Source organism: Sulfidibacter corallicola, from assembly GCF_017498545.1.
Lineage (GTDB): Bacteria > Acidobacteriota > Holophagae > Acanthopleuribacterales > Acanthopleuribacteraceae > Sulfidibacter > Sulfidibacter corallicola.
The window spans coordinates 7,001,531-7,015,042 of record NZ_CP071793.1 but is presented as its reverse complement, the minus strand read 5'-3'; the positions used below and the strand labels follow the sequence as shown (position 1 = coordinate 7,015,042).

The following is a 13,512-nucleotide window of genomic DNA, read 5'->3' as shown; positions in this document are numbered from 1 at the left end:
TTAGAGTAACTTTTATCTATGACACCTGGAGGTCGCGATGCTCGACATCGGCACCCAAGCACCCAATCCCACCATCCAAACCCACGACGACTATTCCGGCCCCCTCGGTCACTTTTGGAAGGATGGCCCGCTGATCCTCTTCTTCTACCCCAAGGACGACACCATCGTCTGTACCAAGGAAGCCTGCACCTTCCAGAACTCGTTCAACGAATTCCAGTCTTTCAACGCCAACGTGGTCGGTTGCAGTACCGATTCCTTGGATTCCCACAAGAAATTCGCCCAGGGCAACAACCTCTCCTTTCCGATCGTGGTGGATGAAAAGGGTGAATTCTCGAAAACCTTCAAGACCCTGCGGCCTCTGCTACGCATCTGTAAACGCGTGACCTACGTGATCGGCAGTGACGGAACCATTCTCGGTCGAACTCATAACGAGCTGAGCGTGAACGATCACATGAAGATGATCCGAGCGACGTTGGACAAGCTCCCGAAATCGTAAAACGCCGGAACGGCCAGGGTGCGAGGTCGTCGTCCAAAGATCCGTTCGACGCCCTTCGACACGGCTCCATGGCAGCCAACCAAACGTGGTCCATGCCTCGATCCACCGATCCACGGTGCGTTCGATCCGCAAAAATAACCGCAAATTTCCAAGGGGCTCCCGCGAATGACGACGGTGCCCGCGGACTCAATCCGGGCCGAAGCGCCCAAGGAAGGAACTCAGCTCTTTGCCTGCTCTAAAAAAACAAACGTTCGTACTTTTGTTGGTATTTCTCCACGGGATTTCCTGTAGCCAGGCGCCACCGATCCCCTGCGACGAGACCCAATTCATCGAGTGCCTGCCGGAAGCGGGCGTCATCGCCGAGGCGGCACAAAACGCCACTCCGCTCCCTGAATGCGGATTACCGGATACCTTCTTGGATTTGGGCGCCGCCGAAACCAATCTGGAAATCCGTCAATGGTATGTCGACGTGGTCGACACGATCCCCGAGCTGAACCGGCGTTGGATCGAAGAGGGACTCCCCCTCGAGAAGCGCGCGGTCTGCGCGTATCAACTGCGCAGGCTGGCCCGCGTCCGAGCACGCGAGGCCATGAGCGAACCTCACGAGGTGAAGCTGCTGGAGGCCCGCGACCGCAACAAATACGGTGACCCGCTGGGTCCCACCTTCTGCTGGCTGGTGGTACAAAAATGTGCGGACGGTTTGGCCGGAGCGGACATCTACCAGGCGATCATCGACAGCTCCACCAAAACCAATCCCGCCTTCAATCGCGGTGTCAAACACAAAACCCATAAGACAAACGGCCCCTGACTCTTTGGGAGGCAAACTGTTGCGACCTCGTTGGTTGACGATCACCTCGCGGCTGATGTTCCTGCTCGGCGCGCTCTGCCTGGGCAGCGGCATTCTGCTCTACATCCGCCTCGCCCTGTATCAGACGGGTTCGCTGGTACCGGTTTTTTTCCTGATCATGTTGAGCCTCGGTTTCTTCAATGCGCCCACCTCCCTCGCTCGACGCTGGGACCGCAAGCACGGAGTGCAACCGGAAAACGAGGATGATGCCGGGGAGCGGTGATTTTTGGAGGGGATTCCTCCGCAGATCCAGGCTCATAAAGCTGCCATTTTTTTACCACAAACATCCCTGCACCTACGGAGAAACTCAGCCCAGCTCCAATTGCAGACAACGCTTGCGGTAGTGTTCCAGCTTGCGCTCGAGCTGGCCCATCACTTCGCGCATGCCCTCGACCTTCTCGGGCGTCATCGCGCCGTAGGACTCCTTCAATGCCTGGAATTGCGCGCGATACTTCGTGGCTTCCGCCTCGGCCGTTTCAAGCGCCTCTTTCATTTTGCGATGATCCTCGCGCTGCTTGCGGATCTGCCCCACCCGCAAATTGGTTCGCGAGGCCACTTCCCGAACCAGCTCGTCGTTCTCCTCTTCCAGGTTGAAGATGGTCTGTTCGAAATCGACGCAGGTGGCGATGTACTCGTTTTGAATGGATTCGAAATTGCGGAACAAATCGAGATAGGCCTCGGACAACGACTGGTACTCCTGGTTTTGCTGGGCCAGTAAATCACTCAGTTGGTTCACCTTCTGATCGAGACCGACCTCGGCCTCGCGGATGTGTTCCAGCTCGTGCCGTAACGCATGGAGCTTGGATTCCAACTGGTCGGCATAGGCCCGTCGCTCGTCCAGGGCTTGCAACAAGGTTTCGGACTCGCGGTGGCGATCCTCCCGGAGACGTTCCTCGACGGCGATTTGGTGAATCCAGGTACGCAGGTACATCGGCATGATGCGGTATTTGAGCAGCTCCTGTAAACGCTCGGGTTGGGAATAGACCAGGCCCAGGTAGCGGCAGGAAGTGCCTTTGATCTTGACGGGCACCAGAGCCAGATACTGCTGCGCCTCGCGGCGTTGTTCATCGCGAAACTTGAAAAAACGAATTTCGGAAAAGTACTCTTCAGGCCTGGACTTGAAGAGCTTGCCCAAAAACGTCCGCAGCGACGGTGAGGCCTGGGATCCGGACCATTGATCGCCAGCGCCACTGAAGAGAAAGCATCCATCCAGTTTCAGTTCCGATGCGAGCTTGGCAGTGATGTGGCTGAGGTCCATGGTGTTCCCTTGACTGAAAGATCGGAGGCGGCACGCGGGAATGGCGCATTCACCGCGGCGAAGCGTCGGTCGGAGCGGATAAATCGAACGATCGCTTGGACTGCGGGGCGGAAGTGGATGGGTTTTAGATGATTATAAGGGGATCGTCGCAACGAGAACCAGCGCTTTTCGGAGATCGGTCGGAGTCGCGACTGGTCCTTCAAAAAGCGATCGATTCCGAAAACGCCTCGTCGCAGGGTTGCGGATCTCCCGTCGGGCAGCCCGTCACGGCTCGGTCCCGGAGGCCCACAACTCCCTTGCAATTGTCCGGAAACACGGCTTAGGATGTGGCTTCGACGATTGAAGTCATCCTCCCCACTCACGAGAATTTTCGGCGAGGTCACGGGGAATCCGGCGTGGGCCCAACCCGCCATTTGGTCGTGGTTTTCCCGCACGGTTCCGGACACACCCGTGGATCGCCCCTCCGCGAATTCGGTATGCTCGATCATCTTCCCCGCCGACAGGAGACGCCGCCCATGCGCCAGGCCACCCGATCCCTATCGCTCTTCCTCCTCGCCATCTCACTCTACCCAACCCTGACCGGCACGGGCCTATGGGCCGGGCACCCCCTGGCCAACGCGGATATCCTGCCGCCGGCCCCACCCTGGTCGGGCCAGAGCCGAAGCCTGGCCGTCGCGCCGGATCACGAATGGGCCACCCACTTCGAAAAGAACGATTTGATGGAATCTCCAGATCACGCGGCGACCTTGAGCTGGTTTCGTCGCCTGTGTGACGCCAGTCCCAAATTGCACCTGAAAACCATTGGCACCAGTCACGAGGGGCGTGCGATCGTGATGGTCGTCGCATCCGACGAAGGTGTGTTCTCGCCGGAAATGCTGAAGAAGTCCACCAAGCCCCTGGTCCTGATCCAGGCCGGCATCCACTCGGGTGAAATCGACGGGAAAGATGCCTCCATGATGCTGCTCCGCGATATGACGGTGCGCGGCAACAGGGCGGAACTCCTGAAATCCGCCAACCTGCTGATCATTCCCATTCTGAACGTGGACGGCCACGAACGCCGCTCGGCCTACAACCGCATCAACCAGCGCGGCCCCCGCGTCATGGGGTGGCGAACGAACACCCGCAACCTGAACCTCAATCGCGACTACTCCAAGCTGGAAACTCCTGGCATTCTTTCTGTTGTGGACGTCATCAACAGGTACGACCCGGATCTCTACATCGACATCCACGTCACGGACGGCATCGACTATCAGTACGACATCACCTACGGGTTCAACCAACCCCACGGACCCAGCCCGAATATCAGCACCTGGATGCGCGAGAAGCTCCAACCACGGGTCGATGGCGGGCTGCGAAACATGGGCCACGTACCGGGTCCGTTGATTTTCGCAGTCGATCCGCGCAATCTGGAGGCCGGCATCGTCGACTGGACCGCCACGCCGCGTTTTTCGAACGGGTACGGAGAATGGCGACGGCTGCCGACCATCCTGGTGGAAAACCACTCGCTGAAGCCCTACGACCAGCGCGTATTGGGGACCTATGTCTTCCTCGAGGGCATCCTGGACACCTGCCGGGAGGAATCTGCCTCGCTTCGAAAGGCCATAGCCCAAGACATGAAACTGAAGCCGAACGTCGTTCCGGTGGCCTGGGGCCCGGCTCAGGCATCACCGCCGCCGACGATCGAGTTTCTCGGTATCGCCTACGAAAAGGAGACCTCGTCGCTGTCCGGCGGAACCTGGCTCGAGTGGACCGGCAAGCCGGCCACGATGCAATTACCCCTGGTTCGTTTCAACCGACCTACCGCGGAGGCACAGGTCCCCCGCGGCTACTGGGTCCCGGCGACGTGGCCGGAGATCATCGCCAAGCTGGAACGCCACGGCATCGAGCTGAAACGCAGCGAGAAACCGATCACCGTTAAAGTGGACATGCTCCGGCTTTCGAACGTCTCCCTCGCCGAAGCCCCCTTCGAGGGCCGGGTTCGCGTGTCCGCCACGGTCACGGCCGAATCGCAGGAGCGCACCTTCCCGATGGGCAGCGCCTGGGTACCGACCGACCAACCGCTGGGCTTGCTGGCCGTGGCCCTGCTGGATCCCCAGGCTCCCGATTCCTTTTTTCAATGGGGCTACTTCCTGGAAATCCTGCAACGCACCGAATACTTCGAGACCTATGTGGGTGAGCCGCTGGCCGCCCAGATGGCCGAACGGGATCCCCAATTCAAGGCGGCATTCGACAAAAAGGTGGCCGAGGACCCGGAATTCGCCAAAAACCCTAGAGAGCGGCTGGATTTCTTCTTCCGAAAATCGCCCTATATGGACGCCACTTGGCGACTATATCCGGTGGGCCGCGTCATGCCGTAATTCCGACAAAGCGTGACAGCCATCACACAACCCCCAGCATCGCGAAGGGTTTAGGCGAGACTACCAACACTCGATCCACTTAAGTCCTTTTTATGGCTTATTGACCCATTGTCGCTTTACTCACGATGACTGCGAGATGGGTTGATCGGCATGCGCCTCTCCCTTATATTGGGTAACAGGAAAAATTTCACGGAGGCATTCTGAATGGCCGGTATTTCGGGGAACTCGAACATAGGCTCTACGAGTCGTTTGAACCAGGCACAGGAAAACATTCGCAGAACACTCGAACGCCTTGCCACGGGGCGACGCATCAACCAAGCATCCGACGATGCCGCCGGCCTTCAGATATCCAACAACTTGCGCGCCGACATTCGCGTGCTCAATCAAGGGCAACGCAACGCCAGCACGGCGTTCGGGATCACCCAAATCGCCGACCAGACCCTGGGAGACGCCGGCGGCCTGCTTGAAAGGGCCGGTGAAATCGCCCTTCAGGCGGCATCGGGCACCACCTCGGCGGCCGGGCGCGACGCACTGAATGCGGAACTCCAGGAAATCTTCGGGCAACTGGACTCCCTGGGCCAGAACACGAACTTCGACGGAGAGGCCATTTTCGGCGGCAGTTTCAGCGCACGCACGGGCGAATCCGACAGCGAGCTGGTCGATGTCAATGTGGACAACCTCAGCACGGCCGACCTGGGCCTGGCAGGGGCCAACCTGAGCACCGCGACGGACGCATCGAACGCACTGGACCAAATCCAGGGTGCCATCAGTCAACTTTCCTCTTCGCGCGGTGAAATCGGGGCCACCCAGCAACGGCTGACGTCCACCATCGAAGCCATTCAGGCACGCGTCATCAGCACCCAGGAAGCGGAAAGCCAAATCGCCGACGCCGATGTCGCGGAAGAGGTCGTCAACCTCACCAAGTTCAGAATCCTTGCGGAATCGGGCGTTTCGGCCATCGCCCAAGGCAACCAGCTCAACGCCCAAACCATTACTTCGTTACTCGCTTGATCTTTCGATTCCGAATGATCTGCCTGGCCAAAATCAACATCCCTACACGGGCACCCGTTGGCAACACCGCTTGATCATTTCCTCCTAGCGTACCGCCACGGACGAAGCCGGATCACGATTCGCGATCCGGCTTTTTTTATGGAACCGCTATCCCCTCGTGTGTGGGCCGGACGGGCACTTCGGTAGGACGATGGACGTGCCGCCCGAGCAGGTCATCCCGGGCGGCATGTTGCGAGGTTCAGTTGGATTCGGGCTCGTACACGAGATTCGGTTTGAGCCACCGCTCCATGTCGGCCGTCTCGAAACCCTTGCGCCGCGCGTAATCGGCGACCTGATCCTTTTCGATTTTTCCCAGCCCGAAATAGAAGGATTCGGGGTGTGAGAAGTACCAGCCACTTACGGAAGACGCGGGCATCATCGCCCAACTCTCGGTCAGGTGGACGCCGATGCGTTCCTCGGCCCCCAACAGTTCGAACAGCAGGGCTTTTTCGGTGTGATCGGGACAGGCGGGATAGCCGGGGGCGGGTCTAATGCCCACGTACTTCTCGCCGATGAGCTCCTCGTTCGCGAAACGCTCGTCGGCGGCGTACCCCCAATACTCCTTGCGGACACGCTCGTGCATGTACTCGGCCAACGCCTCGGCGAGGCGATCGGCCAGAGCCTTGACCATAATGCCGCTGTAATCGTCGTGATCGCGTTCGAACTCGGCCACGAAGGCCTGGGTCCCAATGCCCGCGGTAACGACGAAGGCCCCCACGTAGTCGGCCACCCCGCTTTCCTTTGGCGCGATGAAATCGGTCAGGCAGAAGTTGTGACGGCCCGGCGGTTTCTCGAACTGCTGCCGCAATCCGTGAAGCACGGTCAAGACCTCGCTACGCGATTCGTCGGTGTAGACCTCGATATCATCGTCACCGACGCTGTTGGCGGGGAAAAGGCCAATGACGGCTTTGGCGGTCAATCGCTTCTCGGCCACGATTCGCTCCAGGAGGGCTCGCGCGTCGGCGAACAGGCGCTTCGCCTCCTCGCCCACCACTTCGTCTTCGAGGATCTTGGGGTACTTGCCGGCCAGTTCCCAAGCCTTGAAGAAGGGCGACCAGTCGATGTAATCCAAAAGGATGCGCAAATCGACGTTTTCCTCGACCAGCAGCCCCAGGTGTTTGGGTTTCGGCGCTTGGTAGCCTTCCCAGGTGATCGGGAACTTGCGTTTCCGGGCGTCCTCGATGCGGAGCATCTTGGTCTTGGCGCGACGGTTTCCATAGGAATCGCGAATTTTGGCATAGTCGTCCTTGACCTTGCCGACGAAATCGTCGCGACGTTTTTCCGTGAGCAGGTTACCCACGACGCCGACGCTACGCGAGGCGTCCTCCACGTAAACGGTCGGTCCGTTGTATCCGGGCGATATCTTGACCGCGGTGTGCACGCGCGAAGTGGTGGCGCCGCCGATCAACAGCGGCACGGCCATGCCCTCGCGCTCCATCTCCTTGGCGATGTAGACCATCTCGTCGAGGGACGGGGTGATCAGGCCCGAAAGGCCGACCACATCCACATCTTCCTGCTTGGCGACTTCCAAGATCTTTCCGGCCGGGACCATGACGCCCAGGTCGATGATTTCGTAATTGTTGCAACCCAACACGACGCCGACGATGTTTTTGCCGATGTCGTGCACGTCGCCCTTGACGGTAGCGAGCAGAATCTTGCCCTTGGCGCGCAACGCCTGACCGCTGCGCTTCTTTTCCTCTTCGATGAAGGGTACCAGGTAGGCCACGGCCTTTTTCATGACCCGGGCACTCTTCACGACCTGGGGCAGGAACATCTTGCCCGAACCGAAGAGGTCCCCGACGACGTTCATCCCATCCATCAAGGGCCCTTCGATCACGTCCAGCGCCCTTTCGGCGTGCTTGCGGGCTTCCTCGGTATCTCCCTCGATGTAGTCCATGACGCCTTTGACCAGCGCGTGCGAAATTCGTTGATGGATGGGCCATTGGCGCCATTCCAAGTCTTCCTTCTTCGACTTGGCGGAGCCTTTGAAGCCCGCCGCCACATCGGTCAGCCGTTCGGTCGCATCGGGGCGACGGTTGAAGATGACGTCTTCGACCGCTTCCAGCAAGGGCTTGGGGATTTCGTCATAGACGGGCATGGCGCCGGCGTTGACGATGCCCATGTCCATGCCGGCCTGAATCGCCCGGTACAGGAAGGCTGCGTGCATGGCCTCGCGCACCACGTTGTTGCCGCGAAAGGAGAAGGACAGGTTGCTGACGCCGCCACTCACCATGGCGTGGGGCAGGGTGTTCTTGATCGTCCGGCAGGCCTCGATGAAGAAGATGCCGTATTCGTTGTGCTCCTCGATGCCGGTAGCCACGGCGAACACGTTGGGGTCGAAGATGATGTCTTCCGGGGGGAACCCGACCCGCTCGGTCAGGATCTTGTAGGACCGGGTACAGATCTCCACCTTGCGCTCGTAGGTATCGGCCTGACCCACTTCATCGAAGGCCATGACCACGACGGCCGCCCCGTAGCGACGCACCAGGCGCGCCTTCTCGATAAAGTCGTCCTCGCCTTCCTTGAGGCTGATCGAATTGACGATACATTTGCCCTGAACGCACTGCAGTCCCGCTTCGATGACCTCCCATTTGGAAGAATCGATCATGAACGGAATACGGGTGATATCCGGTTCGGAGGCCAGCAGGTTGAGGTACTGCACCATCACCGCTTCGGAGTCGAGCAGCCCTTCGTCCATGTTGATGTCGATGACCACCGCGCCGTTTTCGACCTGCTGGCGGGCGACCTCGAGAGCCTGCTCGAACTTTTCGTTCTTGATGAGTTTGGCGAAACGACGCGAGCCGGTCACATTGGTGCGCTCGCCGATGTTGATGAACAGCGACTCGTCGGTCACCGTCAACGGCTCCAGACCGCTCAACCGCAGGTAGGGTCGCCGTTCGGGCACTTTGCGCGGGGCCATGCCGGCCACCGCCTGGGCCACGGCCGCGATGTGTGCCGGCGAGGTGCCGCAGCATCCGCCCACCATGTTGAGGAAACCGGCCTCGGCGAACTCGCGAATGATCGAGGCCATTTCCTCGGGACTTTGATCGTATTGACCGAACTCGTTGGGCAGCCCGGCATTGGGATGGCAACTCACCCGGGTTCCGGCCACGTGGGCCAAATCTTCGACATAGGGCCGCAGCAGATCGGCCCCCAGGGCGCAGTTCAGGCCCACGGAAATCAGGTCGGCGTGGCGCACCGAGTTGTAGAAGGCCTCGGTAGTCTGGCCGGAGAGGGTTCGGCCGGAAGCGTCGGTGATGGTGCCGGACACCATCAAGGGTATCTCCAGATCCAATTCGTCGAGCAACTGGCGCAGCGCGAACAGGGCGGCCTTGGCGTTCAGGGTATCGAACACGGTTTCGACCATGATGACGTCGGCGCCGCCGTCGATCAGGCCGCGCGCGTTTTCTCGATAGGCCGCGGCCAGGGCCTCGAAGGTGATATCGCGGTAACCCGGGTTGTTGACGTCGGGCGAAATGGAGGCGGTTTTGTTGGTCGGACCCAAAACGCCGATGACGAAACGCGGTTTGTCGGGCTCGGCTCGGGTGAGTTCATCGGCCACTTCGCGGGCCAGTTTGGCCGAAGCCACGTTCATGGCGTAAGCCTGGTCTTCCATACCGTAATCGGCCATGGCGATGCTCGTGGCACTGAAGGTGTTGGTCTCCACGAAATCGGCGCCCGCCTCGTAATATGCGCGGTGGATGGCCGCGATGATGTCCGGGCGGGTCAAAGACAGTAAGTCGTTGTTACCCTTCTGGGGCAGAGGATGGTCGGCGAATTGGGTGCCGCGATAGTCCTCTTCCTCCAATTCGTAGGCCTGGATCATGGTGCCCATCGCACCGTCGAGAATGAGAATGCGTTTTTCGAGATGCTCCAGCAGCATTGCGGTTCTTTGTCCACGGGTCCACAAAGGTTCTACCTCCTGACAAGCACATTTGGGGGGTTGAAAAGTGCGTCCCAACTCGGCGGGGGTAGCCGGGTCGCTGCGGGGGGGTACCGCACTCCAGTTTATCTTTCTTTTGCCAATTTTTCACCGTCAAAGGAAAAGTGGTGCGAGGGTCCTTTCACCCCGGAGCACGGCACCGTGACGGCTCCTGACCTCTTACCCGAAGGGCCCGACCGCGTTACAATGACGCGTTCATGTGGGGTCGTGGAAACCACGAAGTCCTCACGAAGCAGCACCGCACCACGGAACACGCCGATTCGGCGGATTTTGGAGGCACCCGTTGGCCCAACTCACGACGACGACCTGGCAGCAAAAAATCGAATGGGATCGCGCCCACATTTGGCACCCCTACACGGCTTTCGGGAAGGGACCCGAGGTATTTCCGATCGTGGGCGCCGACGGGGTCTACCTGACCCTCGCGGACGGGCGTCGCATCATCGACGGCATGGCCTCCTGGTGGTCGGTGATCCACGGGTACAATCATCCGCGCCTGAACGAGGCGGCCCACGCCCAAATCGACCGCATGGCCCACGTGATGTTCGGCGGGTTGACCCACGAACCGGCGATCAACCTGGCCGAAGCGCTGGTGGACATCACCCCGGACTCCATCGAACGCGTCTTTTTTGCCGACAGCGGGTCCGTTTCGGTGGAGGTCGCGATCAAGATGGCGCTTCAATACCAACACGCGCGCGGTTTCCCCGAAAAGCACCGGCTGCTCACGGTGCGCGGCGGCTATCACGGCGACACCTTCGGCGCCATGGCGGTCTGCGACCCGGTCAACGGCATGCACGAATGGTTTTCGCCCATGTTGCCCCGACACTTTTTCGCACCGGCACCTCGCTGTGGCTTCAACGCGACCTGGGATCCCGAGGACATTCGCGCGCTGGAAGAGCTCCTGAGCGCCCACGCCGACGAAATCGCGGCGGTCATCCTGGAACCGATCGTTCAGGGCACCGGCGGGATGCGGTTCTACCATTCGCAGTACCTCCGTGAATTGCGGCGTCTGTGCGATACCCACCAGGTTCTGTTGATCCTGGACGAAATCGCCACCGGCCTGGGTCGCACCGGCAAAATGTTCGGCTGCGAGCACGCCGGCATCACACCCGATATCATGTGCCTCGGCAAAACGCTGTCGGCGGGTTACATGACCCTGGCGGCCACCTTGACGACCGCGGACGTCGCGGACACGATTTCCGCTCGCGGTCCGTTGATGCACGGCCCCACCTACATGGCCAATCCCCTCGCCTGCGCCGTGGCCGCGGCCAGTATCTCGCTTCTGCGCGAATCACCCTGGCAGGAGCGCATCGCCGATCTGGAAGCGGACCTGCGCCTCGGACTGGCGCCCTGTGCCGCGTTGCCAGGCGTGGCCGATGTCCGCGTGCTCGGTGCGATCGGCGTGGTGGAGCTGGAGGCGCCCGTGGACATGGTCCACATCCAACCGAAATTCGTCGAGGCCGGGGTTTGGGTCCGCCCCTTCGGCAAGCTGATCTACGTCATGCCGCCCTACATCATGCAATCCGATCAGGTCGCCACCCTGACGTCGGCCATCGCCCGGGTGATCGGCGAATCATGCGCCTAGCACGGCACGCCTATTTATAGGGTAGGCCTCGAACCAAAATCAGGTAGGGGTCCTGGCGCCCGAAGAGTCCTTCGATCAGGGCGTCCAACTCGCGCTGCTCCAGCGTTTCGTAGACCCAAACGCCATCGGACTCGCGTTGGACACCCAGGGTGCCGCCCGCAATCTTGAAGTTTCGGGCGTCGTCCTCGAACGCGAAATGAATCGCGAAGCTCAACTTCCGCTTGTCCCGCGTCAACGGATAGGCGGCCTGTAGTTGCATCGACTTGAAGGCATCGCGCCAACGATACTTGTTGCGCGCCTCGAAATCGGCGACGGCCTTGGCGTCATCGACCACACCCACGAACGTCACGGTGGGCACGCCGTTCTCGGTTGCGAAGGACCAGGTGCGCTTCTCGAACCAAGGGTAGCCGCGCAGGACCAATCCCAGTTCGGCACGCGGGTTGAAAGCGAGGAAGCTCTCGCGGACTCGGGCGATGTAGGCGTCGCCTTCGCCGTCCGCACCGACCTCGATGCCGCATGCGCTCCAGCTAAAGAAAATCAGAGGAATCCATCGTCCCATCATCCGGCTCCTTCAACCCACTCGAGCCCTTCCAGATACCGCGCTGCCGGCGAATCTCAAGGGCCTCGGCTCCTGGAGGTTGTAACATGGAGCCGCGCGGGGGTAAAGCCGAGCGGCTCCTCCTGGGCCGCCCTCACGAGCCCGCTCCGGTGATCCAAATCACTTCGCGCAAGGCAACCCCATCCCGAGTATAATTTTTTCAATCTTCCTTTAAACCCAATCCGGAATTCATCGGTCCCCGCAATTGAGCTCAGTTGAACCGGCAAGTAGCTGGTCTACCACAGGATTGCGAGGCAGGAACATTGATTACTCTGGCGGACCAAGGAACATTCGTGACAAATCAGGTGATGAATAAGTCCGAAGATGCGGCCCTGATCGAACGCTTTTTGGCCGGAGAAGAGGCCGCATTCGCCCAAATCACGATGAAATATCGCAAACAGGTCTACGCCATCGCCTACCGCTTTACCCGTAACCACGCGGAAGCCGACGATCTCACCCAGGAAACCTTCATTCGGGCATTCAAGAACCTGGGCACCTTTCGCCAGGAAGCCTCTCTCAAGACCTGGCTTCTCAAAATCTGCACCAATCTCAGCATCAACATGACGCGCAGCGGCCGCATCACCAAGGACAGCGGCGATCAGGTAGAGGATCACGAGCAGATCCACCCACCCGGTTACGAAGAAGGGCTCATTTTCGACGAACGCAAACGCGATCTCTACGAAGCCATCAACAAACTGCCGCCCAAACAGAAGGAAACCCTTTTATTGAAAACCTTCCAAGATTTAACATGTGAAGAAGTCGCGACGATCATGAAGTGCTCGGTAGGCACGGTCAAGGCCAATGTGTTCAATGCGCTGAAAAAGCTTCGCGCGTGGATGAACTGAGGAGCGATTTATGGACAAGAAAGCAATCGAGGCCTATCTGGACGATCCCACGCGCCCGCCGCAACACGCCGACGATCGCGAACTCGTGAATCTATTGGAAGAAATCTCCGAGCTGGACGTGCCGGACCCCGGACCGGACTACTGGAACCAGTTCAATCACCGGTTGCAGAACCGATTGGCCGAAGAACAAACGCGCCGGCAAACCGCTTGGTGGCACAAATGGTTGCGCGCACCCATCTGGATGTCCGGTGCCGTAGCCCTGATCCTGTTGGTGGCGTTTCTGACCCTGCGTCCCCAACAAGCCTACGATTCACCGAGCCTGGCCTCGATGAACCAGGTGGACCTCCAGTTCCTGGTTCAACTCTACGACGACGCGACACTGGGAGACCTCACGTCCCAGGATGCCTTCACCGATGAGTGGGACCTGGAACTCATCGACGAATTCGGCACCGAGAGCGAGGCCATCGACCTCTACTTCGAACCCGACAGCTTCGACGGCGAAGAACTCAAGTCCATGTGGGATCAGAAAGGATAGT

At 59.8% G+C, this 13,512-nt stretch carries 11 protein-coding genes; 8 read left to right on the top strand and 3 right to left on the bottom strand.

The annotated features are described in order from the left end of the window. The first annotated feature begins 37 nt into the window (after window positions 1–37). From J3U87_RS21780 to J3U87_RS21770, 3 genes are all read left to right on the top strand, one after another. Entirely contained in the window at window positions 38–496 is a 459-nt protein-coding gene (locus tag J3U87_RS21780) for a peroxiredoxin (RefSeq protein WP_237377889.1), read from the top strand. 226 nt (window positions 497–722) lie between these two features. Beyond that, the gene (locus J3U87_RS21775) at window positions 723–1,304 is read left to right on the top strand and encodes a hypothetical protein (protein WP_237377888.1); all 582 of its coding nucleotides are present in this window, start codon (window positions 723–725) and stop codon (window positions 1,302–1,304) included. 19 nt (window positions 1,305–1,323) lie between these two features. Then, complete coding sequence (locus J3U87_RS21770) at window positions 1,324–1,566, top strand: hypothetical protein (protein ID WP_237377887.1); 243 nt, start codon at window positions 1,324–1,326, stop codon at window positions 1,564–1,566. A gap of 84 nt (window positions 1,567–1,650) precedes the next feature. Here the strand turns inward: J3U87_RS21770 and J3U87_RS21765 are convergent, their stop codons facing one another. Further along, entirely contained in the window at window positions 1,651–2,601 is a 951-nt protein-coding gene (locus J3U87_RS21765; RefSeq protein WP_237377886.1) for a coiled-coil domain-containing protein, read from the bottom strand. Window positions 2,602–3,116: 515 nt separating this feature from the next. Here J3U87_RS21765 and J3U87_RS21760 point away from each other — a divergent pair. Both J3U87_RS21760 and J3U87_RS21755 read left to right on the top strand, forming a co-directional pair. Continuing rightward, window positions 3,117–4,958, top strand: coding sequence for a M14 family metallopeptidase (locus tag J3U87_RS21760; protein ID WP_237377885.1), 1,842 nt, complete (start codon window positions 3,117–3,119; stop codon window positions 4,956–4,958). A 249-nt stretch (window positions 4,959–5,207) separates the two neighbouring features. Next, complete coding sequence (locus J3U87_RS21755; protein WP_237377884.1) at window positions 5,208–5,969, top strand: flagellin; 762 nt, start codon at window positions 5,208–5,210, stop codon at window positions 5,967–5,969. A gap of 238 nt (window positions 5,970–6,207) precedes the next feature. Here J3U87_RS21755 and metH read toward each other — a convergent pair whose 3' ends face one another. Next, entirely contained in the window at window positions 6,208–9,891 is a 3,684-nt protein-coding gene (gene metH / locus J3U87_RS21750; protein ID WP_420038315.1) for a methionine synthase, read from the bottom strand. Window positions 9,892–10,234: 343 nt separating this feature from the next. Here metH and bioA point away from each other — a divergent pair, with 343 nt between their 5' ends. Beyond that, window positions 10,235–11,533 (top strand): adenosylmethionine--8-amino-7-oxononanoate transaminase, encoded by a 1,299-nt coding sequence (gene bioA / locus J3U87_RS21745; RefSeq protein WP_237377882.1) that lies wholly within the window; start codon window positions 10,235–10,237, stop codon window positions 11,531–11,533. Window positions 11,534–11,543: 10 nt separating this feature from the next. On the opposite strand, the gene J3U87_RS21740 is transcribed toward bioA, so the two are convergent. Beyond that, complete coding sequence (locus J3U87_RS21740; protein WP_237377881.1) at window positions 11,544–12,092, bottom strand: hypothetical protein; 549 nt, start codon at window positions 12,090–12,092, stop codon at window positions 11,544–11,546. Window positions 12,093–12,424: 332 nt separating this feature from the next. On the opposite strand from J3U87_RS21740, the gene J3U87_RS21735 reads away from it, so the two are divergent. After that, window positions 12,425–12,976 (top strand): RNA polymerase sigma factor, encoded by a 552-nt coding sequence (locus tag J3U87_RS21735; RefSeq protein ID WP_237377880.1) that lies wholly within the window; start codon window positions 12,425–12,427, stop codon window positions 12,974–12,976. Between the two features lie 10 nt (window positions 12,977–12,986). Further along, on the top strand, window positions 12,987–13,511 hold the full coding sequence (locus J3U87_RS21730; protein ID WP_237377879.1) for a hypothetical protein: 525 nt from the start codon (window positions 12,987–12,989) through the stop codon (window positions 13,509–13,511). Window position 13,512 lies beyond the last annotated feature (1 nt).

Bases quoted from the DNA above. Each gene is read 5' to 3' on its own strand.
- J3U87_RS21730 (WP_237377879.1), top strand. From the start codon at position 12,987: ATGGACAAGAAAGCAATCGAGGCCTATCTGGACGATCCCACGCGCCCG.
- metH (WP_420038315.1), bottom strand. From the start codon at position 9,891: ATGCTGCTGGAGCATCTCGAAAAACGCATTCTCATTCTCGACGGTGCG.
- J3U87_RS21780 (WP_237377889.1), top strand. From the start codon at position 38: ATGCTCGACATCGGCACCCAAGCACCCAATCCCACCATCCAAACCCAC.
- J3U87_RS21740 (WP_237377881.1), bottom strand. From the start codon at position 12,092: ATGGGACGATGGATTCCTCTGATTTTCTTTAGCTGGAGCGCATGCGGC.
- J3U87_RS21765 (WP_237377886.1), bottom strand. From the start codon at position 2,601: ATGGACCTCAGCCACATCACTGCCAAGCTCGCATCGGAACTGAAACTG.
- J3U87_RS21760 (WP_237377885.1), top strand. From the start codon at position 3,117: ATGCGCCAGGCCACCCGATCCCTATCGCTCTTCCTCCTCGCCATCTCA.